Below are 25,435 nucleotides of genomic sequence, written 5' to 3'. Positions count from 1 at the left end.
ATCAGTGTTCTCCCTTCAGCTCTTTGATGTTGGTAAAGAAAACGTAAAAAACCCAAACGGTGAACGCAGTGATTGCACCAAAAAAGAGGACATTGCCGATCATGTTCAGGATCGCTCCCGCCTGCTTGCTCAACGTTATATATTCCATACTCGCGAGCTTCTGCGGCAGGGCGAAGAAGCGGTTGATAAAGCCGGCAGTCACCGCCACGGCGAAGAACCCGCGGATGGTCAGACCGGGCACAACCTTGGTTACCAGCGAGCCGATCTGCACGCCGATCAACGAGCCGAGCAGCATCCCCATGGCCAGGGTATAAAAGACAAAACCGTAAATGGCGTACTGACTGATGGACGTGTAACCGGCCGTGAAGACGATCTGAAAAATATCGGTACCCACTGTCGTAGCCGATGAAACACCAAGGCCGTAGACGAAGATCGGAAACGTCAGGAAGCCGCCGCCGACGCCCATAATAGCGGCGACAAAGCCGACGATAAAACCGCTGACAATCAGAAAAATGCAGGAAATTTTGCGGCCTCCGGGGGTAATGCCCTCGTCGAAGGTGAGCATCGGCGGGATATTGACTGACTGCAAACGCCGGCCAAGCGGCGGGATCTCCTCCGCCTCTCTGTTCTCCGAACTGCCCCGCCCGCGTGTGGCCTTGCTCACGCTGGCTCTTCTCGATCTCATGAAGTCGGTCATGGCATAGAACGACAGGAAACCGAGCATGAAGACATAGACAGCGGTGATAAACATGTCGCTCAGCACCGGATTGAGGTCATAGAGGAAGCGGTTGAGTATGCCACCCACAGTAGCACCGGCAAGAGAGCCGATAAGAAAGGTCACCGCCAGCGAAATGGAGACGTTGCCGAGTTTGCGATGGAGCACGCTGCCCATGATCGCTTTGGCGAAGATGTGGAACAGATCGGTGCCCACCGCCAAAATTCCTTTGACGCCGACGCTCATCAGAGCGGGCGCGATGATGAAACCGCCGCCGGCACCAATGCAGCCGGTGATCAAGCCGGCGCAGAGTCCGACGAAGATCGAGGCAAAAAAGATCAGGTTAGTGTAGTGGGACGGCATATAGGCCGATTTCCCGCCAAGCATCCCGGGCAGCCCGGCCCCATCCCCGCCGGCAAGTGCGATACCACCGAGCAAAATAGGTAGCAACATGAGGAACAGCAGTATCTGCCGTTTTCGGCTCGTCAGGATGTTCGTCGACATCTCCAACTCCCACCGGGCATGCGCTTGCGATCCCTTGAGCATCAGTTGATAGAAATCCCTACAACATTTCATAGCAGTTCCCTTTTATGTGTACGTTAATCTTCTCCGGACGAGTTCCCGCCCGGGCAGTTTCCCTGTAGAACGGGCACTAAATGCTTTTCATTCAAGCTCTTGCACAACGTGTGGAACGTTACGTCAACTGGGCATCGCCATGTGTTTCTTGATCATCGCCTGCTCGATTTTTTCTTCGTGCAGCCGCTTTTTCTCATAAGCATCATTAAGTTTTTCGAGCAGCGGCTCCAACTCGATGGGTTTCATCAGATAATCAAAGGCACCCAATTTCATCCCTTCGATGCCAGACTCGACCGAGGCGTGGCCGGTCAATAACACCACCTCGACCAACGGCTGGAGAGCGCGGATGTGACCGAGAGTTTCAATGCCGTCCATTCCGGGCATTTTGACATCGAGCACCACCACATCGATCCGTCCGGTCTTGATGATATCGAGTGCTTTCCGACCGCTTTCGGCTCCTTCGACGATCAGCCCCTTCTTGGTGAGCCGTTTTATCGTCAGGTCCCGGAATTCATCCTCATCATCGACGATCAGAACGTTAAATTGTTTCATTCTTTCCTCCTCTGGACTCTTTAATTATTGAGACAGCCGTCTCGATCACCTGTTATCGCCGGCAGCACCGCTTCCGGTAAGCGGCAGGATAATGGTGAAGAGCATGCCGCCCTGTTCTCTATTTTCCCCGGTGATCTCGCCACCAAGCTTCTTGATGATGTCGTAACTGATGTACAACCCAAGGCCGGTCCCCTTGTTTGGATCTTTCGTGGTGAAAAAAGGATCGAATATCTGTTTGAGTTGTTCGGGCTTCATCCCCGGGCCGTTATCTGCAAAGGTGATCACCAGTCTCTGATCAGCATGAAGGCGGGTGGCGATCTCAATCATCCCTCTCCTGCCGATCGCATCCAGCGCGTTGTTGAGCAGGTTCAGGAAAACCTGCTGGAGTTGCGGGCCATCGGTAAGAATCGGCGGCATCTCCTCGGAAAAGTTCTTGATGACGGCAATCGAGTTATTGTCCGCCTCCCGTTCGATAAAGGAGATGGTCTCTTCCAGTAAATCGTTGATTCGGACACTTCCTTTTTCGGCCGACATTTTCCTTGAAAAACCGAGAAGTCGATGGGTTATTGTGCCGGCCCGGCGCACATGATACTGAATCTGCTCAACCGCTTTTTGATACTCTTCAAGATTTTTTACGGTGTTTGGGTCTTCTTCCGGCAACAACTCTTTGATCCAACCGGCCTGGCTGGTTATCAATTGCAACGGATTGTTGATCTCGTGTGCAATACCGGCGGCAAGCCTGCCGATGGTAGCCATCTTCTCGATATGCGAGAATTGCATGGTGGCAGCAGCGTACTCACGATCGGCTTTCTCGATTCGGCGAGTCAGCAATACGGTTATAAATGTTGCCAGCAGCAGCGAGAGAAGTGCTATCACCGAAAATATTAAGAGAATTCGATCCCGGATTGTGTAGTAGAATTTCAGGGAGTCATCGATGCTTGCTTTCAGGACCAGGAGCCAGTGTTTATTACCGATCCAGCGTGTCGCGTACACATAGCCGCCAATATGAAACGGTCCCGCCTTCGTATCCGATGAAATCAATGTTTTTTCTTGCTCAGACAATGATTGCTGATCAAGAAGACTGGGTGTTTGGAATTCTCCGGCCCGATTGACGATGAAAGCATCGCTGTTTGGCCCGAGTTGCGCCGAAAGCAGCAGAGAATTGAAGATGCTTGAATTGATAGTCGCCCTCAAAACAAATGTCTTTAGAGGATCCGTGACCGCGATGACAAAATGGGGAACGTTGCGGTATCCGAGAAAGACATGGCTGATGTGGACGCCGTTGATCAGCGTCTCCTTGAACCAGGATGCATCATTGTAGGTTTTTCCGACTATCTGGCTCCAGTACGGTCCGACATAACCGTGCTGGTAGCCGCTACTATCAATTACATGCAAATCGACAATGTCGCCATTTTTGCCAAACGCCAAAAAAAGTTCTTCGATGGTCTCCTGGGCCATGAGCTGCTCGGGAGGATACAGCTCGACTATCATGGTCAGCAGGTTAAGCCGATCCTGGAGAAACAAAGCGATGACTTCCGCACGATGTTCTATTGTATTGTTTGCCTGTTCTTCCAGTTTGACGATATTCATCTGTTCCACGGAATCTTTCACAAGCCAGGCAAAACTCAGGATCGGCAGGATACTCAAGCAAAAAAATGCGAGAAGCAACCGCCGGATGATCATCACATAATATTTTCTTTTTCGTTCCATGCACCTTCTCAACCCATCAGAACAATCTCGTGATCATTCCCTGCCAAACCGACGGAAAGACCTGATCCGACCTTTCAGGTGAGCGTGCTACGCGCCGTTTTCCACGTAATAAGACCGAGTTTTCATCACGCTCTCCCCGTCGGCGGCCACTCCCCTTAAGAGGGATTTAGCAAGCACCGTGCCATGTGCAGGAAATCCGTGTCTGGAACGATTTATGCTACAGAATCACTGAAGACACTCGCTCATTCCACTGAACCGGAGGTAGTCATGATTCCCCTGCGCATCCTCATTGTCGACGACGAAGCAATCGTTCGCGAGCTACTGGAAACAATCCTCACGAACAACGGACATGAAACAGTCGCCGCACAGAGCGGTGCAGAAGGTGTCAGGTACTTGCTGTTCGATCGTTTTGACCTGGTCATTACCGATCTGCAATTGGGCGATACGAGCGGGATGGAGATCATCAGGAAGGTTAAGGAGTTGGACGAGACTACCATCGTTTTTCTGATGACCGGCTGCCGGGATGCCCTCTGTCGAGTCAAAGCCCTGCAGATGGGTGCAGACGCGTTCCTTGCCAAGCCGTTTGATCTCGACGAAATGATCAGTCTGATACAATTTCACTCGGTCAAATATCTTGCCGCCGGGAAATTGAGGATGCACTTTCCACGAAACGACCTGGCAGTGTCAGAATAATTTACAACGTGTAAAGGTTCGTTTGTCAAACATGACGTATAACGGGTGCGCTTGCCGATAGCAGGCAACACATGTGATCTATGGAATACGCACGCCAGCCACACCAAATCAGGATTATGATAACGGATAGCAACAGCAGGGTCCGGGACCTGTTAAAACGTGAACTGGAGGATGAGGGATATGTGGTCTTCTCGACAAAAAACGGTCAGGATATTCTTGATAGCATCTCCTCGCCTGGATCGATTGACCTGATTATTCTCGATCCGCAGCTTTTTTGTCCATACCGCCTAAATTTGCTAGGCAGTCTCTGCGCCTCAGCACAGAACGTCCCTATTATCATCCATGGGTTCCACGATCAACGAGCATATACCGAATCGCTGCAACACGTCCGCTTCGTCGACAAAGATGCCAACAGCATCAAGGAACTGAAGGAAGCAGTACGCAGCTGTATGTCTCGGAAGACGGGCGGTATCGCATAACCGCCCGTCCAGTCGTCCGCTCTATGAGGTGTTTAGGAATGCAGAACTAAAACGGAAACAGGGACGTGACGGAAAAGCTTCTCACAGGTACCGCCGAGCAAATGACGCTTTTGATTCGTTGCGCCTTTTGCCGATATGACCAACAGATCGGCCTCTTCTTCGTCAACCACACGGAGCACTTCGGTAAACGGAATCCCGGACCTGATTTTCATGGATCGAGGAACGTGCCGCGGCAACGAATGCTCCAGCAATTCCCTCATCGCCTGAGTTCGCCGGTAAGTTTCGTCGGAGAGAAAACGTTTACTTGAGAAATCACGTTTTTCTCTGGCAAAGATGGTCTCAACGGAATCGACCAGATTCCGGTCGATGACATTCACCGCGATCACTTCGGCACCGGCTCCTTCAGAAATGGCGCCGGCATAGGCCAAAATACCGGAAGAAAATGGAGAAAGATCTATTCCGGCGACAATCTTTCGAATCGCCTTCACCTCGACCTCCGTTCCGCCGCTGCTGCGAATTTCTGACGGTTTCTGACATTGAGAACAGGAACCGGGCTATGCCGAAAGACTTTTTCCGCATGGCTTCCCAAAAGCGTCCGGGCAAGGTTGGTCCTGCCCTTGTTGCCAAGGACCACCAGGTCAACCTTTTCCTCGTTGATTGCCAGTAGGATTTCCTCGAAGGGAACGCCAGCCTGAATCCGAATAGCGATACCAATGCCGTTTCCGGCAAAAACGCTGTCAAGCAGCGTTTCGATTCGCGATCGTCGATCGGCCTTGGTGCGCTGCATATACGTCGCGACATTGACCAGTTCAGGGTAATGCTGCCCTGCCATCGATATCGCATCGATCTCCCGTTTATTGATCACATTGATAATCACTACTTCCGCCCGAAACATCCGCGCAAGAGTGATCGCATAATCCAGAACCTCCTCTGAATAATCAGATAAATCAATACACGCCAGAATCTTCTTGACTTCTACCATCCTGTGTCCTCCTTGATATTCTTCAGCATTTAACAACAATACCCGTACGGCCGAACGACGAGCCTGAACAATTGACTGTCGATGTTATCTACTGCAGGAAATGCAATTCGCGCGCCACAAAAGCAGCTGTCTAACAGACAACGAGGATAGGACAGGAGAGAGATCTGTTATTCCCGAATTTTTTCAGGATAGAGGTGATATTTTTCCATCTTTGCATGCAATGTCGGTCGGGAAATACCAAGAAGTCGCGCCGCCTGCGAGCGGTTTCCACCGTTGAGCTCAAGTGCTTCCGTGACAAGCGCGGCGGCAACCTGATCCAGGCAATAGTCAAAGAGTCGCTCCTTTTTTTCGCCAACCAAATTGGCCCGCACCCAATCACGTATCGGTTCCGTTGAAGACGGTTCAAGGGTATCTGAACCGGCACCGTGGTTGAGCTGGGGGATGGTGATTTCTTCCGGTTGTATTGGAGCGCCCCGATTAAATATCAGCGCTCGTTTCAGCGTATTGGCAAGTTCGCGAATATTACCGGGCCAATCGAACTGCCCGATTTTCTCCGCCGCCGTCTCCGAAATGCCGGGATTGCTCATTGACAGATCGACTGCCAAACGAGAGACAAGAAATTTTGACAGAACGGGAATGTCTTCCTTGCGTTCCCGCAGCGACGGCATCCTGATAGAAACCACGCGCAGGCGATAGTAGAGATCCTCACGAAAAGTACCATTGGCAACGGCCGCTTCGAGGTCTCGATTGGTTGCGGCGATGATACGAACGTCAACCTGGACGGGCTCTTTCCCACCGAGCCGCTCGATGCTGTTTTCCTGGAGTAGGCGGAGGAATTTTGCCTGAATGCTCATCGGCATATCGCCGATTTCATCAAGAAAAACCGTGCCACCCCGCGCCTGCTCGATCTTACCGACCCGCCGATGCATGGCACCGGTAAAGGATCCTTTCTCGTAGCCGAACAATTCACTTTCCAGCAGTGTCTCGGGAATAGCCACACAATTGACAACGATATACGGTTTGTCGGCCCGGGTGGAATGGTTATAGATGGCCCGGGCGGCAAGTTCTTTGCCGGTACCGGATTCACCTCTGATCAATACCGTCGCATCGGTGGCCGCCACCCGGCCGATGGTCTTGTAGACTTCAAGCATCTGAGCACTGCTGCCGACCAGCGCTTCACGCCCGGAGATCTCTTCAACGTTCGGGTTGAATTCCACAGGCGAAGACATGCACCGTCCGGCGATCAGGGCCTTTCCTATCAACTGCAGCATCTCCGGGACATCGAACGGTTTGTAGATATAATCATAGGCGCCATTGCGAATCGCCCCAATGGCCGTTTCGGTGGTGCCAAATGCGGTAATAATGATCACCGGCACTTTCGGGAAAGAATGGTGAATCGCATCAAAGACTTGGATGCCGCTGATATCCGGCAGCCTGATGTCAAGGATGACCAGATCCGGTTGAACCACCCCGACCGCCTCGATCCCGGCCCGACCGGTATGCACGCTTTCGACCCGGTATCCTTCAAGAGTGAGGATCTTGGCAAAGCTCTGACACAACTGCTTATCGTCGTCAATGATCAGAATCAGACTCATCGCCCTCTCTCTTCTTTGGCAGCATCAACGAAAACTCCGTAGTCCGACCGGGATCGGATGAGATAATCAGTCTTCCCTTATGTTCCTTGGCAATACGCTCGACAATGCTCAATCCCAATCCTGAGCCATCTTCTTTCGTGGTGAAAAACGGCGTGGTAACTTTATGCACCAGGTCTTCACTGATGCCTCCACCGTAATCCTTTACCGTCAGGACCGCGACCAGTCCGAGATCGTCGTCTTCTAGATGTTCTTCACGAATTTCGATGCGACCACCCTCATTCATCGCCTCACAGGCATTGGTAATCAGATTGATCAATGCTTCCTTGATACGATCCGGATCAACCGGTACCTTCGGCATATCCGGATCGAAAGGAAAAGAGACTTCGGCGTTGTATTCCTTCAATCGATATTCGAGCAGCTTCAAGACGGACTGAACCAACCCTCCGAGATGACACGGCTCCATTCGTAATTTCGGCGTTCTGGAAAACTCCAAAAAATTCTGAACAATCTTATCGATTCTGCCGATCTCATCGGAAATCACCTGGAGGTCTTCATTCTGAACATCACTGAGTTCAAGGGATCGGCTCAGGGAAAAAAGCCTCATTTTAATCGAGGTAAAGGGATTTCTGATGGTATGAGCAACTCCCGCCGCCAGTTCTCCGACCATGGCCATCCGTTCAGCCTGCCGCAAGTGTTTCCTGCTTTTTGCCAATTGGTCATGTGCTTCATCGAAATCACGCAGCATTTCCTCCAATGATCGCCGCAGTGAACCGACTTCATCGCGAGAACTTTCAGCGGGAGAGCCTCCGGTGGCGAGAGCCAGTCCCCTGATAGGAACGAGGATCTGCCGATAGATAACGAACAGAAAGACGGCGCTGAGAGATAAGAAGGTGACGATACCGGCATATGACAGTCGACGCAAATACGTGGAACGACGGTTACTCTTCGCTTGTGTCTGCTGAACAATCTGCCATTGAACATTACTGAAGCCACGACATAACTCGAGCAGATCGAAAAACTCGTCGCGCTGCTTTTCATGCAATCGGGAAATGCCCTCACCAATCGTGCGTTCCTGATAATTCTCGATGGCAAGATCTTTGGCAGCGATATAGCTTCGATAACCGGCGGCAATCCGGCCAAGCGATTCCCGCTGTTCAACGGTCAAGTCAAGAGCCAAAGCCTCTTCCAGGCTGTTCTTGAACATTTCTCGGTATTGGCCGAGCGATTTAAGCCATTTTCCGTTCCCATCAAATAGATAATAGGTCAGGAGTCCTTTCTGGTTGGCCAGAGTCAACTCCATTTCCTGCGCCTCCTTATATAGAACAAGTTCGCGATCCACCAAATCATCGAACATCCGGTCGACCTCAGAGGCATACCAGAGGGTGCCGACACCGCCAGCGGTAACGATCAGAGCCATCAGGACAAAAATAGTTGCAACTCTTCCCCTGAGACTGATTCCGCTAAGCATCAATCACTCTTTGTTCTTTGGTTTCCGTTGCTCTCTTCATGCAGAGACCTCTGCCGGGGGAAGCCGGGCGGTCAGTTGTTGGGACGGTTCAAAACGAAAAGCCTTCTTGCTGACTTTTATCTTCTCAACCCCGGAAACCGCAAGGGCTCTTTTGGCCATAGCTTCGGCCAACCAGGGAAAATGAAAGGAACTGGATTCAACCAGCAATTCCAACCCGTCACTATTGGTCCGGATATGGGCCTGATAACCATCCTCCAGAAGAACTCGTTCGACCGACAGGCCGATTGCAACATTGTGGAGAGCGGCCTTAACCGAATCAGGACGCTCATGTGAAGAGGCTTCTCGCTCTGTGTAACACCTGACAATTTCTTCGACAACGGTAAACACATCACGCGAACGATACTGAATAACCCTGTCGAAGAGACTCTGGTCGGAGGGTGGTTTGTTGTGCAGAAACATCGTCCAGTCGGCAAGCTCGGCATCGTTTTTCTCGATCAACGCTAGTGCCCGCTCCGGCGAACACCCCTCCTGATGCATGGCACGCTTGATCCGATCCTCTTCGGAATCAATGACGCAGACTCGCAAAATGGAAGTGATCTCAGGACTAAAAAGGGAAGCAAGTCGACCGTAAAAGAGAATTCTCGACGGTGTGGAGAGCAACATTTCAACCAGGTGGCTCCGACAGAGATTTACATGCAGTTCTTTTTCCAGGGTAAATCGGTTCTGCGCGGATGGTGGGCCGAACACGATACGATTCAGGCGCTCTGCTGAAATATTTAATTTCTCGGCAACGTCGATAACAAGCAATTGATCGGTATAAACCGTAAGACCCAGTTGCCCTGAAAGCTCACCGACAATGGTCGCGCCACTGACAAAGGTGCTGGGAAAAAGAGCGATGGATGCCATTTCATCACCTCAGCTACCGGATAATGGTTGCAAGAATCTCGTCCTTTAACTTGTTTAGCACAAACTATGCCAGAGAAGAGGCGTCAAATTGTCCATGCCGGATCACAGGACCGTTGAAGCCTTCATCTGATAGTAAAGCAAACAACACCGGGAAAGCTGAGCAGAGAAAAACAAAGCATGTCCGGGTTCTTTACAACGTGCAAAGAACCCGGACAGCATCGCGTGTGCCGGCGGCACAGGTGGCATGTCCTGACCACCCGGCAGCGCTAGGGTACCGGTACGGTAATCGTCATCCCCATGAGCGGCCAGATAACGGTGACGGCCAGCCAGACCACGACCATCAACAGAATCGATGCAGGAATGCCATACATGACGAATTCCCCGGTCGTAAATTGCTTGGAGTTATAGGCAATTGCATTGGGCGCGGCCCCGACCAGCAAGAGAAACGGCATGCCGGCGGTGACCAGCGAAGAAAAGAGAATAACCTCACCGGCTACCCCGAGGTACGGGGCGATGACCAGTGCCACCGGCAGCGAGATGGCGATCGCGGCAACGTTCATAATGAAGTTGGTCATAATCATCACGAAAAAAGCCATACCGAGGATAAAAACGATTCCGGGTGCATCCTTGAACAATTGCAGCCAGTTAACCGCCAGCCATTTAGCGGCGCCGGTTTCCCAGAGACAAAAACCGATGGACATGGCACCGGCAAAGAGCAGGATGATATTCCACGGAATTTCTTCAAGATCTTCAATATCGAGAATATTGAGCAAAAAGAAGGCAATCGTCGAACAGAGCATGATCGCCGTTTTATTCAATGGATCAAGAGCCGGAATGAAATTTTTCAAAGCAATAACCAGGATGGTCGCGAAAACTACAGCTAACGTCAATAATTCCCTGCCCGTCCAGGCCCCCAGTTCTTTGTACATCCGCTTGGAACGCTCCTTGAGCCCTTCGATACGGCTTTTTTCCGGGCGGCAGATGATCATGAAAAAGCCCCAAAGCAAAAAGACCATCAACCAGCCGATGGGAAACATATACATGGAAAGCGTAAAAAAGCTGATTTCCACGTCCATGATATCCTTGTAGAACCCCAGAGCAACTGCACCCCGGGCCGCTCCGAGCAGGGTGATGATACTGCCGGCCCCGGCCACGTAGGCCATGCCGATAAACATGCCCTTGCCGAACTTGGTCGGAGAATCATCATCAGCATACAATGAGTTGATCGCCATCAGCAGCGGGAACATTGTTGCGGCTACTGCGGTATGCGCCATGAGGTGGGTCAAAGCTGCGGTCATTACAAAACAGCCGAGATAGATCATACTGGTCCGTTCACCAACGATGGCCAGCATTTTATAGGCAAGCCGTTTGGTCAAACCGGTCTTGGTAAAAACCATGCCGATGACAATCGAACCGAAAATAAACAACACCGAAGGGTCCATGAAATCTTTGAAGGCACTGCTTGCCGACCTGATCATGAACAGCGCCTGCAACGTACCGATGGTAATACTGGTAACACCGATCGGCACCACCTCGAAGACCCACCAGGTGGCGGCGAGGGCGAACACCGCAAGTGCCCCTTTGGCTTCCTTGCTCAGGACGAAGTGTTCTCCGAGCGGGTCGATGGCGTCCGGCCAGGGAGGGCAATAATAGATAAAGGCGAACAGCGCCATGCCCAGCAGCATGAAAAACAGTCGCCGGTACTGTGCAAAACTTTTGGTGGCGGGGGCATCCGCCATTGTCAGTTCACTCATGGTTGATTTCCTCGATTAAAAGTTCTCGATCGCTCCCGGCTACAACGTGCAGTATGTTCCCAGGACACGAAAAATATCGCTAATCCGGATAGCCCCGATCAATTTCTCCTGCTCAACGACCGGCAGGCTGTTCACATTACCCGCGACCATGATTTCCAACGCGTGCAAGGGATGCATGGTACCGTCAATGGTTCGCCGCGGTTTCGACATGTAATCCCGCACTACTTTCGTCGCTTGTCGCCGGCATTCTTTCTGGAAAGTATCTTCGAGCAGTATGGAAAGATCTGTGTATCTCTCTTTTTTACCGACGTATGTCGTGACTGGGTTCGGGGTGAGGATGGAAGGGAAAAAACTGCTCAGGATATTTTGTACCGAAAGGTGGCCCACCAGGCGCTGCTGCTCGTCAATTACCAGCAGTTCGTCATAATGCAGATGAAGGCCGTCAGCCGAACGCCGTTGGAGCAACTGGGCCACTCCATCGCCGATCGGCTCGCTTTCACGAAGGTGCGGATAACGATCGAGCGTGATTGCTACCTCGCGTACCGACATTTTGTCTGGACTCATAGTGGTCTCCCGTTGATAATCAATAATTGTCAGCCGATAAGGACGTCTACCAGCCGCGACTTTTCAAAATACGATCTATCTCTTCCTGTGATTTTTCTTGCAGGACCGTGATGTGTTTGTCATGGGCTTCTCCGATCTTGCTCAGCAGGGTCGTCATGTCCACGGGTTTCTCGAGAAAGTCGTCGGCGCCAAGCTTCATCGCCTGAATGCCTGCTTTCACCGAACCGTGCCCGGTGAGCATGATAATTTCCGTGGCAGGACGTCGCTCTTTGATACGCTTGAGCGTTTCCAGACCGTCCATGCCCGGCATAGCCAGATCGAGAATGACCGCATCAAAATCCTGCCGGTCAACCATATCGATCGCATCTTCCCCTCGGGTCACCGCAGTTACTTCCAGTTGCCGTGCCTTCAGTCTTTCGGAAAGCGTAAAAACAAATTCCTCCTCATCATCTACCAGTAAAACCCGGGCCTTTTTTGTATCGCTCATGTCTGCTCCTTGTTTCATTTCAGAGATTGTCACTTCTCAAACAGTGCAGTTACCGGTTGATACTCATCGTAGTTGTTGTCTGAGCAAGCAACTGGCGTGCCACCTCTCAAAAAGAATAATATTTATTTTTATTACAGGTTATTAGGAATATTGATCTGCCATGCGCGAAAGAGCAACCAGCATCTCTGCACAACGTTGCAAGATACTATTTGATACTTTATGTTCTTATATGGGATTTTATGATACACATCACTGTTTTCTCTTTGCAGGCGTGTCACTCGCGCAACACAAACGTGCGCCACAACCATCGATGTCACAGCGAAACCCGGATAATCACGCTAAGCTACTGAATACGAAGAAGAAATAATTATCAACCAGACTCTCCGAAGATAACCACCATGACAAAAAGAAACATAAAGATACAAATAGATACTTTTTGAATTATGCTTCATTTTGTATCAACCCCTCTTGTACTTTGAATAACCATGCTATATATCTGTATTTATAGATATTCTTTTTCTTGCTGTAATCTTTGGCACAAATAGTGCAAAATAGGAACAAAATGAACATTCATGAAACACATAAAAGCATGAGACAAACGACCATATCAACCATCTACAAAGAGGATCAACCATGTCATCAATAGCCATTTTCCCCTGCACCTTTACTCCCGGTGAAGAAATTGTTGGTGAACTGTCGAAAAATCTGGAGTTGGAGGTCTACAAAGATCTCGATCTCATCGAAGAAGCAATGGGACAATGCGATATCAATAGAGAGCGACTAAAAAATTACATATACGGAAAGACATCAGTCTTCAATCAATTCACTCTTGAAAAGGAAAAGGTCGTTAACTTGTTCAAAACGATCTTGGCAGAGCGACTTGATGATTCCCGCCAATACTTGTTCCATGGTTTTCTGACATCGCTCATTCCAGCGCGGGTTACTCATGTTCTGAAAGTTCTTATTGTCGATACCAAACAAAACAGGATCGATTATGCCGTTAACCAAGGGATCTCCAAACGAGACGCCAAAAAAGCAGTAAAAGTCCACGACGTCAGCGCCTACACCTGGACGGATTTTCTCTTTTCAAAAGAGGCCTACGACAGTTCACTCTACGACATGGTCATTCCGGTGGAGAACAAAGGACAGGCCGCGTTGATCGAAACAATTACCAAAAATTTTCACACTACCTCCGTCCTCCAGAATACCGCCTCTCGCCAGGCTATTGCCGATATGCGCTTGGAAACCATGGCTCAAGGTCGACTCCTCGACGCCGGCCACAAGATGACCGTGCGTTGCCAAGACGGGAACCTTACCTTGATTGTCGACAACAACGTCCTGAACTTCAGTAAACTCGAGCAGGAACTCACCGATCTGGTAGCGGCCATCCCCACTGTCAAGAATGTCACTGTCGAACGGAGCGCTAAATATCGCGAATCCATCTATCGTCGCCAACGTTTTGAACTTCCTTCCAAAGTTCTCTTTGTCGACGACGAAAAAGATTTCGTGCAAACCGTGTCCCAACGCCTGATCAGTCGTGACGTCGGTACGTACGGCGTTTATAATGGCGAAGATGCTCTTGAATTGGTTACCGAAGACAAACCGGATGTCATGGTTCTCGACCTGAAGATGCCTGGTCTCCACGGAGTCGAAGTATTGAGACGAACCAAAGAACTTGCTCCAGACGTGGAGGTGATCATTCTCACCGGTCATGGCACCAACGAAGACATGAAACAGTGCATGGAACTCGGAGCGTTTGCCTATATGAATAAACCGGTTGATATCGAAGAGTTGTCAGCCACTATCAAGGCCGCTAACGAAAAAGTCCGGCAACGCGACGGTGATCAGTAAGAGTACCCGGGCCAACCGTCCCGTCCGGAGAGGAGGATACCTGAATGGCCGATGAACACATCAACGCGAACGTCCTATTGGTCGACGACGAAGAGGACTTCATCGCCGTGCTTTCCAGACGGCTCGAAGCCCGTCACTTAAAAGTGACGGCAGCCAGTTCAGGGCAAGATGCACTCGCTCTGACGGACCGGCAGGACTTCGATGCAATCATTCTCGATCTGGCGATGCCGGGGATGGATGGCCTGGAAACTCTGAAACGTATCAAACAAAATCATCCGGAAGCGGAAATCATCATGCTCACCGGCCAAGGATCTATCCGGACCGGCATTGAGGCCATGAAGCTTGGAGCCGAGGATTTTCTCGAAAAACCAGTCGATATCCAGCACCTTCTTGAACGAATAAAGGAAGCCAAAAGCAAACGGGTTCTTGTCCTGCAAGAAAAAAGCAAGGACGAGATCAGAAAGATCATTCTCAGTAAACCCTGGTAACACGGACCCGGTTTCGTTTTCCTCTGGTTCACGATTTACCATGAAATCGGCAGGAAATCGGTGGCGGTACGCATGCCCAATGATCGGTTGCCGATACCCTGTCGAAGCAAGAACACCGGAGTTATCAAAAATATGTTCAGGCAGCCGGCCATCGTCACGCTTCTTGATGGAATTCCTTATCCTGCAATGATTCTCGACAATTCATTTAGGATAGTGACCATGAACCGGCTGATGGTCGCGATGAGCGGCCGTGAGGGAGAGCAGGTCAGAGGCCTGCACGGAGAACTGGTCGTCCGCAGCAATGCCGGCAATGCCAGAGGACAATTGTATCAACAGGTACTGAAAACGCGAGAGCCCGTCTCCGAGAGCGGTGATGTTCTGAACTGTTATCGACACAAGGTGCCGGTTCAATACCACATCTCTCATCTTTCGACGGAAAAGAATGATCCTGTCGGCCTGCTGGTCATTGTCGAAGAAACCAGTGCCCTTGCCTACCGTAACGACAAGGACTCCAGCGGTTATAGCGTTCCGGAACTGATCGGCCACAGCTCGAAAATGCAAAAAGTGCTTGATCTGATTCCGCTGATGGCGCACACGGATGCTTCCGTTCTGATCACCGGTGAAACAGGAACGGGCAAAGACAAAATCGCCGAAATTATCCACAAAAACTCCCCCCGCTCCCGGTTCCCCTTTATCAAGGTCAATTGTGGCGCCCTCCCCCTCGGACTTCTCGAGTCGGAACTGTTCGGTCATGTCAAAGGAGCTTTCACCGGTGCCACGAGGAACAAACCGGGAATGTTTAAGATCGCTGACCGAGGAACCTTGTTTCTCACGGAAATCGGCGATATGCCGGTCCCCCTGCAGGTCAAGCTCCTCTCAGTCCTTGACGATCGCCAATTCGTCCCGGTCGGCGGTGAGCAAAGTGTCAGCGTCGATGTCAGGATCATTGCCGCAACGCATCGCCCCTTGCGGGAACAAGTGCGCAACAGCACATTTCGCGAAGATCTCTATTATCGGCTTAATGTCCTCCATGTCCACTTGCCACCGCTCCGCGAACGGGAAAACGATACTCGGCTTCTTCTCGATCATTTCCTGGAAAAGTTCTCCTCGGCACTGGGTAAAAAGATAGACGGCTTTACCCCAAGCGCCTTGCAGACGCTGCTCAATTACACCTACCCTGGAAATATCAGGGAGTTGAGAAATATCGTCGAGTACGGCGCCAATATCTGCAAAGGGAAAAAAGTAAACAAGGACCAACTGCCACCCTACATCTTTGAAAAACAAACCGAATCACCGGTGGTACCGGCCCCTCCGTCGATTCCGGACCGATCGACTTCCGTCCCACCTGCCACCGAACGGGAGAAGACTGTTGAGAACTCCGGAAGTTGGGTAGCAATTGAGCGCCAGATGATCATTGATGCGCTAAAGAAACACGCGGGCAACCGTATCAACACCGCTGCTGAGTTGGGATGGGGACGAATGAAATTGTGGCGAAAGATGAAAAAATACGGCCTGATCGAATAACAACGCGTCATGAATAAATTGCTGATTCCATTGCAGGGTGACTATATCGCTCCCCGCTTCGATCTGGCCACTGAGATTCTCATTGTCAGAATTGAGGACGGCACAATAATCGGAGAACCTCGAACCATTATAATGGAACGCCCGTCCGATGAAGGGCTCTGCCAGATGATTGTTGAGGAGAATATCACCGATCTCATATGCGGCGGTATCGAGGAGCTTCATTTTAACTTTTTGGAATGGAAAAAAGTCGCCATCCGAGATGCAATCATCGGCGGCTGGCAGGATGCATTACAGCTTTTTTTGGCCGGCACGCTGCAGTCCGGTGATATTCTCCCGATCTCTACAAACAACCACCTGACCCTATGAGAAAAAAAAGTGTCTTTCTCGAAAATCTCCTTCCCAAATCACTGAAGAGTTCCCTGAACACAGAGTTGCACCGACGGAACTACAAACTCTTCCGGATAGCGTTATGCGTCATCATGCTGCTGGTTGCGATGGTGCCGGTCCTGATTGTCGCAGGTCTTGGTTATCATAACTACGGGCATCTGGTCCGAAAGACAGAACTGCAACAGGTGGAATGGCAACTGGACGGGAAAATAAAATCGATAGAACACATGATCGACAGTCTGACCTCGATCGTCGAATTCACCGCCCGTGAAGACCGATATAGCGAGCTGATCAGCGAGAACAACCTGGGCACCCTTTTTGAACGATTGAGCCGTCAGTACACTTTTTTTGCCGATCTCGGCGTCATTGACGATGCAGGTATCCAGCAGGCCTATCATGGGCCATACGCGCTTATGGGCGCCGACTATTCCGAGGAAACCTGGTTCCAGGAAGTTCTGCAACGACACCTCTATATCAGTCGCGTCTACACCGGATACCGGGAAGTTCCGCATTTCGCCATCGCGGTAAGCAATTTCGACCCCATCACTAAACGGCAATGGGTCTTGCGGGCCACCATCGATGCCACAACGCTGCAACAGTTCATCAACACGATAAAAACCAACGCTTCAGACGATCTCTTCCTGGTGGATGACGACGGCATTTTACAAACCGAGTCCAAGTATCATGGAAGGACATTGACAAATATCAACTTTCTGCGAAACTCCGATCTTCGGGACGTATCACCCGACGACGAGCAATTATTTCAAGTATCCGGCACGGTACAACGCACTCCCTGGACCCTGGTCCTACTCAAGAAAAGTTACATTCACCAACAGGATTGGAAGAGTTTCCGCAATACGCTGTTTCTGATCGTACTGACCTGCCTGGTTCTCAGTATGATAATCGTGTGTACCTTGTCGATGATCATTACCGATCTCATTCATCGTGCCGACGATATGCAGTTCGCCATGCTCAAAGAAGCGGAACACACCGACAAACTCGCCTCGATCGGTCGGCTGGCGGCAGGTGTCGGGCATGAAATCAACAATCCCCTGGCCATTATCGGGCAGAAGACAGGTCTGATCGAGGATCTGCTCAGTATGACCGGCCCCTTTGACCATAAGGACACGATCGCCAGCGGACTGAAAGTGATCAACCAGAGTGTTGATCGGTGCAAAGCGATCACCCATCGCCTCCTCGGTTTTGCCAGGAGGACAGATGTGGTGGCCGAAGAATTGCAAATCAACGAAGTTATCAAGGAAGTGCTGATGTTTCTTGATAGCTCCCTGCTCTACAGTCGCATCAAATTGGACCTGCAGCTGGACGAGTACCTGCCGCCCGTCATCAGTGATCGGATGCAGTTGCAGCAGGTATTTTTGAATATCATCAATAACGCGATCGATGCCATCGGCAAGGACGGTCTTATTTCCATCATGACCCACACGATCGCCGGCGATATCCGCGTCGTGATACAAGACAACGGGCCGGGCATCGATGAGGCTATCCTTCCCCATATCTTTGAACCATTTTATACCACAAAAGAGACCGGAAAAGGGACCGGTCTCGGATTATCGATCACCTACGGCCTGATCAAACGACTTGGTGGCGATATTACGGTGCGCACGCACATTGGCCAGGGAACCGCATTCACCATCACCATCCCATTGCACAGTGAAAACTATGATACAGGCAACCAACAAACCGACTAAAGTACTGATTGCAGATGATGAAGTGGAGTTTGCTTCAACGCTGATGGCTCGTTTGCAATTAAGAGATTTTTCCGTTGAAGCAGTCAACTCCGGGAAAGCAACCCTTGAGGCGATTGCCAAGGACCTGCCGGATGTAGTGCTGCTCGACCTGAAAATGCCGGACCTCGACGGACTTGAGGTCCTGGCCAGAATCCGACAGGATCATCCCGAATTAACGGTCTTTATCCTGACCGGTCACGGCTCGTTTGAAGCCGGCAAAGAAGGAATGAAACTCGGTGCCAACGACTACATCATGAAGCCGGTGGATCTCAACCGTCTCATCAAGAAGATGGAAGATGCTCTCGGTAGTTGACAGTCGCCGGAACATGACGGAAGCCACCTGTCAACCGGTCGGATCATACTCCACCGGAGCGACACCTACTCACTCCTGACCACCCTGAAGGGACGAGGCCTCATGGAACAGCAAGACGCAACTATTTCTCAGATCTGCATCGACACGTTCGCCCGAATCGGGGCATCGATTTCCCACGAAATCAAAAACACCTTGTCAATCATTAACGAGAATGCCGGGCTGCTTGAAGACCTCGCCGCAATGGCCGGCGATGACGGGGGAGTATCGGGCGAGCGAATCAAGGGAGCGACGGCGTCCATCGCGCGACAAGTTGAACGCTCAAATGGCATCATGAAAAATCTCAATCGCTTCGCCCATAGCGGCGATGTTCCCATCGCCTGGGTAAATTTGAAAGAAGTTCTTGATCTGGTTATCGACCTCTCCTCACGTCAGGCGGCGATGAAACGAGTTGTCGTCACCCATACCTGCCCGCCCGCTGTCGAGTGCCGCACCAAGCCGATGGCCTTTGAGGTGCTGCTCTATGAACTGTTTTGCCGGGTATATAACAGCGCCGAGGAAGAGGCCGATCTGCTGATCGAAGGGGGTGAACAAGCATCCAGCATTGTTGTCGAGATACGTCCGTCTGACCGGCACGCATCCTGGTCTCTGCCGGCTCCGGACGCCAGGCTCCTGCCATTGATCAATCACCTGGGCGGTACCTTTCATCACGAGCAGGAGGTATTTTCCCTGACCCTTCCCCGGGACATTATGGCCGATCCTGCTTCTTGAGCCAGCCGGTACGGATAAAGTAGCGCTGGCCGGCATCCTGCCAGCGATCACAATGATCCTGATGCAGTTTCATCGGGTAGGCCTGGGGATCGATACTGCCGCGATCGACACGGCAGCGTCCGGAATATCGGTCTTCCAGGCGAAAGAACAAACAGCTGAGACAGATCTTTACCATTGCTCCATGCTCCTTGACAGATTCAGTATTGCAAGCGTTTGCTCTCTTCAGGGTCCCCTTCAATCAAAGAGCGATGAGAAATCAACACAATAAGAAGGGGTACAAGCTACTGCCGGCAGGTCGCACAGCCGTTCGTCACGCTTCATGTCCTGCAGTCGCCGGGCAAAGAGGTGCCGGGAGTCGTCGACAATGCGCGGATCGGTGTCCGGGGCGTCGGCCAGGTTGTAGATCAGTCCCTGCAGTCTGATGTTGCGATGTTCGAGCGCCTCAAGCGCTGCCAGCGTATGGTTGATCGAACCGAGCCGCGGGCTGGTGACGAGCATCACCGGCCACTGCTGCGCTGCGGGCAGGTCGATCAGCAGCTCAGCTTCGTTGAGGGGAACGAACAGGCCGCCCGCCCCTTCAACGAGCACATACTCATACTGCTCGGCCAATTGGCGAGCATGTTCGACGATGACCTGCGGCTCAATCCGGCAGCCGGCGAGACGCGCTGCCAGATGCGGTGAACAGGGTACCGGAAAGACGTACGGGCAGGTCAGTCCGACGGCATCTTCCTCCTGCAGCGGTACGCCGGTCAACTCCCGGTGCCGGACGATATCCTCACTGAGATTGGCACAGCCGGTCTGAACCATTTTCATGGTGATCACGCGGCGGCCGCCGTCGTACAGCCAGCGCGCCAGCAGGCCGGTGGCAACGGTCTTGCCGATCCCGGTATCGATACCGGAGATCATAATGATCGTGCCGCCTGCGGTGGGTCGATGCTCGTTCATGGTCGTTTCTCGGCAGTGAAGAGATAGCTGACATAGCTCAGGCCGACGCCCTGTTCATCACCAAAGCGGCGGCGATACTCCCGGCAAAAATATTCCAGCCGGCGCGGTGTCCAGGTATAACCGCCAACCCCGCCGACCCCGGTAGCCTGGATATGGCGCAGGACCGCCCGGGGCTCGGAAAACGACAGCCGGTCGCGAAGCACCTCACCGTGATCGATCCGAAAATGGTGGTCCAGTGCGTCCCGCACCTGCCTAAACGTCGGATAGTGCAGACCGACACCGGTCAATTCGGTGACCTCGCCGAGCGTCTCCCGGCCGAACATGGAGAAGATCAGCCGGCCGCCGGGCACCAGCACTCCGGCCATCCTGGCAAAAAACGCATCGAGATCATCGAGCCATTGCAGCGTCGAGCTGGAGACGACCAGGTCCAGTTGGCCGGGCAGAGCACACCGTTCAATATCTCCGAACCACGGCTGCAGCCGCGCCCGATCGCCCTCGGGCAACCGTTCGCTGACGGTGTCGAAGAATTGTTCCACCAGATCGTTGACGAACAGAAGATCCGGGGCATGCCGACGGACGATCTCTTCGGTGAGCATACCGGTGCAACAACCGACCTCAAGAACGCGCCGCATCTCGTCTGGCCCCCGTTCCAGCAGGTACAGCAAGCGCTCGTTGACGGCGCGCTGGATCACCGCCTCGCGGTCGTAACTCTGCCTGCCGCGCAGAAAGGCACGGGCGACCCGCTCCTTGACGACGCCTCCCCTACCGCTCATCTCTGCCCACCAGATCGAGGATATCGGACCACCGCTGCCAACGGGAGAACGGATAATGACAACCGTCTATTTCAATGACCCGCCGGTCCTGCCAGAAGGCCTGCTGATTCCGGGTCGGGATAATCAAGTCGTTGCCGGAGATAATCACGGAATCATAGAAGGTCGGCGTCCCCGCCTCGTCCGATACGATGGATTGCAATACGGCCAGTTCCCGACGTTGACTTGCCAGGCTGCGCTGCGGCCGATGCTCATGGAAAAAGGTGAAGACGCCGGTTTCCTTGCACATCCGGCGATAGAATCGCTCCAGGATCGACGACGAGAACTCCTCAAGGGTGGCCGCAAAGATCTCCACCGGGATGCCGAACCGATCATTGACGGGTTGCAGGGTGCCGTTGATCGCGATACACCGGGTAAACAAGTCTCTGTCCCGGCTAAACAGACGCTGGCCGGCCCAAACCCCCATGGACCAGCAGATCAGATAACAGCGACGATAACGCAGCAACTCCGCCCGTAGCTGTTCGATTTCGTCAAGCAGATGATAATCGGACAGGACCACCACATCAAACGGCTCCGCAGCCAAGCCACTCAGCGGCCACCGGTCCATCCCCCAGCCGTTGCAGAAGACGATCAGATCGCGGCCTGCACCGCGGGCACACCAATCGACAATCATGACGTCCTGCTGCCGGCCAGCCAATCACCAATCAATCCGGGCAGACTCTCGATCTGCTGCCAGTGTAACTCAGCGGTCAGCGACAGGCGAAACCGCGAGGTCCCTTGCGGTACGGTCGGTGGCCGTACCGGCAATACAAGAAAGCCCTGCTCCCGGAGATGGCCGGCCCCGGCCACGGTCTGCTCGGCACTGCCGATGATAACCGGTACGATATTGGTGGAGCCGGCAGTCGGCAGTCGCCGCTCCAGCAGCGCGGCCCGAAAACGATCGCTCAAAACTCTCAGCCGGCATCGCTGCTCGATCATCGCTGGAATGCGCTGCATGACAAACAGGTTCCAGGAGAGCACCACCGGCGGCAACGCGGTGGTAAAGATCAGCGAGCGGCTGTGGTTGATCAGATAGTCGCGCAGATCCTCGCTGCAGATCAAAAACGCACCCACCGAACCGCACGCCTTGCCGAAGGTGCCGACCAGAAGATCAACCTCGGCCAGCACCCCTTCTTCTTCGGCCAGACCGAGCCCCAGCTCGCCGCGGACACCGACACCATGAGCCTCATCGATATAGAGCAGGCAGTCGAACTCGCGCTTGAGCGCTACCAGCCGGGCCAGATCGGCACAGTCGCCGTCCATGCTGAAGATCGACTCGCTGACGATAACCGCTCGTTGGTACCGCTGCCGATCACGTTCAAGTAGCCGGCGCAGGTGCTCGTAGTCACGGTGATTAAAACGCTTGCAGGCAGCGCGGCCGACGCGCAGGCCATCGTGCAGGGAGGCGTGATTGAGTTTATCGGAAACGATCAGATCATTTTTACCGAGCAGGGCCGGCAAAATGCCGATATTGGCGTGGTAGCCGGAATTGAACAGCAGCGCAGGACGACCGTAGAGCCCGGCCAGGTGGGTTTCAAGTCGATGGGCCACCGCGGTATCGCCGGTAAGCAGGCGCGATGAGGCGGTGCCGAGGGCAAAGTGTTCGAGCAGTGAAGGCCCGTTTATGTCCATCGTCTCGTAGAAGGCCTTCAGCAGCGCGCTGTCGCTTGCTATTCCAAGATAGTCGTTGGAACTGAGGTTGAGCAACGCCCGACCGCCATCTTCGATGAGTGCTCCGCCGCTGCGACCATAGGGCCGAAGACGGCGCAGCATCCCGGCGTCGTCGAGCCGATCCAGCGTCTGCCGATACGATATCACCGCCCGGCTCCCTCCTCGGCAACGGTAGCGGCAACAGCGCCGCACAGCGTCTGCAGGTCGCCGTCTTCGATACAATAGGGCGGCATCAGGTAGACAAGCCGGCCAAACGGGCGCACCCAGACCCCTCTGGCGACGAAGCGGTGCTGGATGGCGGCCGCATCCACCGGCCGCCGTAATTCGACCACCCCGATCGCCCCGAGCACGCGAACATCGGCAACCTGCGGCAAGACCCGACACGGTGCCAGTCCTTCGGTCAGGCCACGCTCGATGCGGGCAACGTTTTCCCGCCAGTCGGAGGCGAGCAGCAGATCGATCGATTCGACCGCTACCCGGCAGGCCAGCGGATTGCCCATAAAGGTCGGGCCGTGCATGAACACGCCGGGCGTTGCCGCGGAGATGGTCCGGCCGACACAATCGGTGGCCAGCACCGCGGCAAGCGTCATGAACCCTCCGGTCAGGGCCTTGCCGAGGCACATGATGTCCGGGGTGATTTCGGCGTGGTTGCAGGCGAACAGTGCGCCGCTGCGGCCGAAACCGGTGGCGATCTCGTCGGCGATCAGCAGCAGGTCGTATTCATCGCAGATCCGGCGGGCCTCTTTCAGGTAGTTTGGATGATAAAAGCGCATGCCGCCGGCGCCCTGGACAATCGGCTCGAGGATCAGGGCGCACAGCTCTTCGCGGTGTCCGGCGACCAACTCCTCCAGGGCCTCGCTATCCTCCGGGTCCCAGTCCTCGTGAAAAGCGCACTGGGGCGGCGGCGCGAAATGGTATTTCGGCAGCACCCCGCCAAAGATGTGGTGCATGCCGGTCACCGGGTCGCAGACCGACATCGCATGGAAGGTATCACCGTGATAGCCGGAGCGGATCGTGGCAAAGCGGCACTTATCGGCCCGACCGCGAGCGTGCTGATACTGCAGGGCCATCTTCATCGCGACCTCGACGGCGACCGATCCGGAATCGCACAAAAAGACCCGTTCCAGCCCGTCCGGGGCGAGGGCCACCAGCCGCCGACCCAGCTCGACGGCGGGCCGGTGGGTCAGACCGCCGAACATCACATGGCTCAGGGACGCCGCCTGCTCCTGCAGGGCCGCCACCAGCCGGGGATGGCCGTAACCGTGAATCACCGACCACCAGGATGCCATACCGTCGATCAATTCGCGGCCGTCCATCAGACGCAGCCGGACACCACTGGCCGAGGCCACCGGCAAGACCGGCAGCGGCTCGCTGATCGACGTGTAGGGATGCCAGAGATGGTCCCGGTCAAAATCCAGCAAGCTGCGAATTTCCGATTTCGATTCCACTACTTACTCCTTATTACAGGCCATCGGCCGGTATCCGAGAGACTCGATCATACCGATATCCTCAGCAATGCTGTTGCCGGCGGTGGTCAGATAGTTGCCGACAATGGCCCCGTTGGCGCCGGCCAGGAAAAACCGATACTGCCCGACGCCGAACCGGGCTCGCCCGCCGGCCAGCCTGATCACCGCGGCGGGGTTGGTCAGCCGGAACAGGGCGATGGCGGTGAGCACGTCCTCAATCGTCAATTCCGGCCGCTCGGCCAGCGGCGTGCCGGGAATCGGGGTGAGGATGTTGATCGGGATCGACAGTACACCGAGATCCCGCAGCTCGACCGCCAATTCCAACCGCTGCCGAAAACTCTCTCCCAGGCCGATAATGCCGCCGGAACAGATATCCATGCCGGCCTGCCGGGCGATCTTGATGGTTTCGACCTTATCCTGCCAGCTGTGCGTCGTACACACTTCGGCAAAGAAACTGCGACAGGTCTCCAGATTACAATGATACCGCCTGACTCCGGCGTCGACAAGCCGCCGGGCCTTTTCCGGGGTGAGAAAGCCCATCGAGGCGCAGAGGGAGAGTCCGGTTTCCTCTCCGAGCCGCTCGTACATGGTGGCGAAGGCGTCGAGATCTGCGGCTGCCACCTCGCGGCCGGCGGTGACCAGGGAAAATCGCTCCACCCCGTGGCTCTCGTTCTCCAGGGCCTGCCGCCGCACCTCCTGATAGTCCACCCGGTCATAGGTCTCGATGGCCGTTTGATAGCGCGACGACTGGGCGCAGAATCGGCAGTTTTCCGAGCACTTACCGGACCGGGCGTTGATGATCGAGCAATAATCGAAGCGATCGCCATGGACCCTGCGACGCAGCTCGTCGGCGGCCGCCCAGAGCTCTTCCGGACCGGTCTTGTCGGCCAATTCCAGGGCCTCTTCCAGGGACAGCTGTTCGCCACCAATAATTCGCGCTACCAACTCCCGCAGGTGCCGATCGCTCACCGGTCGAAGACCGCT

Annotated in this window: 27 protein-coding genes; 9 read left to right on the top strand and 18 right to left on the bottom strand. The window is 53.5% G+C overall.

Features of this window, described 5'->3' with window-relative positions; genetic code table 11:
- Window position 1: 1 nt before the first annotated feature.
- From BUC26_RS14515 to BUC26_RS14505, 3 genes are all read right to left on the bottom strand, one after another.
- Window positions 2-1,291, bottom strand: a complete 1,290-nt coding sequence (locus BUC26_RS14515) for a sulfite exporter TauE/SafE family protein (protein ID WP_073377247.1) — start codon at window positions 1,289-1,291, stop codon at window positions 2-4.
- Between the two features lie 123 nt (window positions 1,292-1,414).
- A complete protein-coding gene (locus BUC26_RS14510) occupies window positions 1,415-1,843 on the bottom strand; it encodes a response regulator (RefSeq protein WP_073377245.1) in 429 nt (142 codons plus the stop codon).
- 45 nt (window positions 1,844-1,888) lie between these two features.
- Entirely contained in the window at window positions 1,889-3,553 is a 1,665-nt protein-coding gene (locus BUC26_RS14505) for a sensor histidine kinase (RefSeq protein ID WP_073377243.1), read from the bottom strand.
- 267 nt (window positions 3,554-3,820) lie between these two features.
- On the opposite strand from BUC26_RS14505, the gene BUC26_RS14500 reads away from it, so the two are divergent.
- Both BUC26_RS14500 and BUC26_RS14495 read left to right on the top strand, forming a co-directional pair.
- Window positions 3,821-4,246: a response regulator gene (locus tag BUC26_RS14500; RefSeq protein ID WP_073377241.1), complete on the top strand. Its 426-nt coding sequence runs from the start codon at window positions 3,821-3,823 to the stop codon at window positions 4,244-4,246.
- A gap of 116 nt (window positions 4,247-4,362) precedes the next feature.
- Window positions 4,363-4,725 (top strand): response regulator, encoded by a 363-nt coding sequence (locus BUC26_RS14495; RefSeq protein WP_073377240.1) that lies wholly within the window; start codon window positions 4,363-4,365, stop codon window positions 4,723-4,725.
- 32 nt (window positions 4,726-4,757) lie between these two features.
- On the opposite strand, the gene BUC26_RS14490 is transcribed toward BUC26_RS14495, so the two are convergent.
- The 8 genes from BUC26_RS14490 to BUC26_RS14455 form a co-directional block, all read right to left on the bottom strand.
- On the bottom strand, window positions 4,758-5,213 hold the full coding sequence (locus BUC26_RS14490) for a universal stress protein (protein WP_073377238.1): 456 nt from the start codon (window positions 5,211-5,213) through the stop codon (window positions 4,758-4,760).
- The gene (locus BUC26_RS14485) at window positions 5,210-5,743 is read right to left on the bottom strand and encodes a universal stress protein (RefSeq protein ID WP_244155864.1); all 534 of its coding nucleotides are present in this window, start codon (window positions 5,741-5,743) and stop codon (window positions 5,210-5,212) included. The genes BUC26_RS14490 and BUC26_RS14485 overlap by 4 nt, the downstream gene beginning before the upstream one ends.
- Before the next feature lie 131 nt (window positions 5,744-5,874).
- The gene (locus BUC26_RS14480; protein WP_073377235.1) at window positions 5,875-7,302 is read right to left on the bottom strand and encodes a sigma-54-dependent transcriptional regulator; all 1,428 of its coding nucleotides are present in this window, start codon (window positions 7,300-7,302) and stop codon (window positions 5,875-5,877) included.
- The gene (locus BUC26_RS14475) at window positions 7,280-8,770 is read right to left on the bottom strand and encodes an ATP-binding protein (protein WP_073377233.1); all 1,491 of its coding nucleotides are present in this window, start codon (window positions 8,768-8,770) and stop codon (window positions 7,280-7,282) included. Before BUC26_RS14475 ends, BUC26_RS14480 begins: the two co-directional genes overlap by 23 nt.
- 36 nt (window positions 8,771-8,806) lie before the next feature.
- Entirely contained in the window at window positions 8,807-9,676 is an 870-nt protein-coding gene (locus tag BUC26_RS14470; protein WP_073377231.1) for a cytidylate kinase-like family protein, read from the bottom strand.
- A gap of 266 nt (window positions 9,677-9,942) precedes the next feature.
- Window positions 9,943-11,415, bottom strand: a complete 1,473-nt coding sequence (locus tag BUC26_RS14465) for an SLC13 family permease (RefSeq protein ID WP_073377291.1) — start codon at window positions 11,413-11,415, stop codon at window positions 9,943-9,945.
- Window positions 11,416-11,469: 54 nt separating this feature from the next.
- Window positions 11,470-11,994 carry a CBS domain-containing protein gene (locus BUC26_RS14460; protein ID WP_073377229.1) on the bottom strand — a complete coding sequence of 175 codons (525 nt, stop codon included), beginning with the start codon at window positions 11,992-11,994 and terminating at the stop codon, window positions 11,470-11,472.
- Window positions 11,995-12,040: 46 nt separating this feature from the next.
- Window positions 12,041-12,481 (bottom strand): response regulator, encoded by a 441-nt coding sequence (locus BUC26_RS14455; RefSeq protein WP_073377227.1) that lies wholly within the window; start codon window positions 12,479-12,481, stop codon window positions 12,041-12,043.
- A gap of 633 nt (window positions 12,482-13,114) precedes the next feature.
- On the opposite strand from BUC26_RS14455, the gene BUC26_RS14450 reads away from it, so the two are divergent.
- The 7 genes from BUC26_RS14450 (at window position 13,115) to BUC26_RS14420 (ending at window position 19,560) form a co-directional block, all read left to right on the top strand.
- Window positions 13,115-14,332, top strand: a complete 1,218-nt coding sequence (locus tag BUC26_RS14450; protein ID WP_073377226.1) for a response regulator — start codon at window positions 13,115-13,117, stop codon at window positions 14,330-14,332.
- A gap of 44 nt (window positions 14,333-14,376) precedes the next feature.
- Window positions 14,377-14,820 carry a response regulator gene (locus BUC26_RS14445; protein WP_073377224.1) on the top strand — a complete coding sequence of 148 codons (444 nt, stop codon included), beginning with the start codon at window positions 14,377-14,379 and terminating at the stop codon, window positions 14,818-14,820.
- Between the two features lie 60 nt (window positions 14,821-14,880).
- Window positions 14,881-16,344, top strand: a complete 1,464-nt coding sequence (locus BUC26_RS14440; RefSeq protein ID WP_244155862.1) for a sigma-54 interaction domain-containing protein — start codon at window positions 14,881-14,883, stop codon at window positions 16,342-16,344.
- Between the two features lie 132 nt (window positions 16,345-16,476).
- Window positions 16,477-16,710 (top strand): hypothetical protein, encoded by a 234-nt coding sequence (locus tag BUC26_RS14435; protein WP_143166020.1) that lies wholly within the window; start codon window positions 16,477-16,479, stop codon window positions 16,708-16,710.
- On the top strand, window positions 16,707-18,440 hold the full coding sequence (locus BUC26_RS14430; RefSeq protein WP_084540687.1) for a sensor histidine kinase: 1,734 nt from the start codon (window positions 16,707-16,709) through the stop codon (window positions 18,438-18,440). Before BUC26_RS14435 ends, BUC26_RS14430 begins: the two co-directional genes overlap by 4 nt.
- Window positions 18,412-18,792: a response regulator gene (locus BUC26_RS14425; protein ID WP_073377216.1), complete on the top strand. Its 381-nt coding sequence runs from the start codon at window positions 18,412-18,414 to the stop codon at window positions 18,790-18,792. The genes BUC26_RS14430 and BUC26_RS14425 overlap by 29 nt, the downstream gene beginning before the upstream one ends.
- Before the next feature lie 102 nt (window positions 18,793-18,894).
- Entirely contained in the window at window positions 18,895-19,560 is a 666-nt protein-coding gene (locus BUC26_RS14420) for a sensor histidine kinase (RefSeq protein ID WP_073377214.1), read from the top strand.
- On the opposite strand, the gene BUC26_RS14415 is transcribed toward BUC26_RS14420, so the two are convergent.
- From BUC26_RS14415 to bioB, 7 genes are read right to left on the bottom strand one after another with little or no spacing between them, the layout of a single operon-like run.
- A complete protein-coding gene (locus BUC26_RS14415) occupies window positions 19,538-19,735 on the bottom strand; it encodes a hypothetical protein (RefSeq protein ID WP_073377212.1) in 198 nt (65 codons plus the stop codon). The genes BUC26_RS14420 and BUC26_RS14415 overlap by 23 nt on opposite strands.
- Window positions 19,736-19,794: 59 nt before the next feature.
- A complete protein-coding gene (gene bioD, locus BUC26_RS14410) occupies window positions 19,795-20,505 on the bottom strand; it encodes a dethiobiotin synthase (RefSeq protein ID WP_073377210.1) in 711 nt (236 codons plus the stop codon).
- Window positions 20,502-21,278, bottom strand: a complete 777-nt coding sequence (locus BUC26_RS14405; protein ID WP_073377208.1) for a methyltransferase domain-containing protein — start codon at window positions 21,276-21,278, stop codon at window positions 20,502-20,504. Before BUC26_RS14405 ends, bioD begins: the two co-directional genes overlap by 4 nt.
- Window positions 21,268-21,948 (bottom strand): alpha/beta fold hydrolase, encoded by a 681-nt coding sequence (locus BUC26_RS14400; RefSeq protein ID WP_073377207.1) that lies wholly within the window; start codon window positions 21,946-21,948, stop codon window positions 21,268-21,270. The genes BUC26_RS14405 and BUC26_RS14400 overlap by 11 nt, the downstream gene beginning before the upstream one ends.
- Entirely contained in the window at window positions 21,945-23,132 is a 1,188-nt protein-coding gene (locus BUC26_RS14395; RefSeq protein ID WP_244155861.1) for an aminotransferase class I/II-fold pyridoxal phosphate-dependent enzyme, read from the bottom strand. Before BUC26_RS14395 ends, BUC26_RS14400 begins: the two co-directional genes overlap by 4 nt.
- The gene (bioA, locus tag BUC26_RS23765; protein WP_208609803.1) at window positions 23,129-24,433 is read right to left on the bottom strand and encodes an adenosylmethionine--8-amino-7-oxononanoate transaminase; all 1,305 of its coding nucleotides are present in this window, start codon (window positions 24,431-24,433) and stop codon (window positions 23,129-23,131) included. The genes BUC26_RS14395 and bioA overlap by 4 nt, the downstream gene beginning before the upstream one ends.
- 3 nt (window positions 24,434-24,436) lie before the next feature.
- The gene (gene bioB, locus BUC26_RS23760; protein WP_244155860.1) at window positions 24,437-25,420 is read right to left on the bottom strand and encodes a biotin synthase BioB; all 984 of its coding nucleotides are present in this window, start codon (window positions 25,418-25,420) and stop codon (window positions 24,437-24,439) included.
- Window positions 25,421-25,435 lie beyond the last annotated feature (15 nt).

The sequence above is a fragment of the Desulfofustis glycolicus DSM 9705 genome, assembly GCF_900130015.1.
Taxonomy (GTDB): Bacteria; Desulfobacterota; Desulfobulbia; order Desulfobulbales; family Desulfocapsaceae; genus Desulfofustis; species Desulfofustis glycolicus.
The sequence above is the reverse complement of the archived record's forward strand: the minus strand, read 5'-3'. Positions and strand labels throughout refer to the sequence as shown.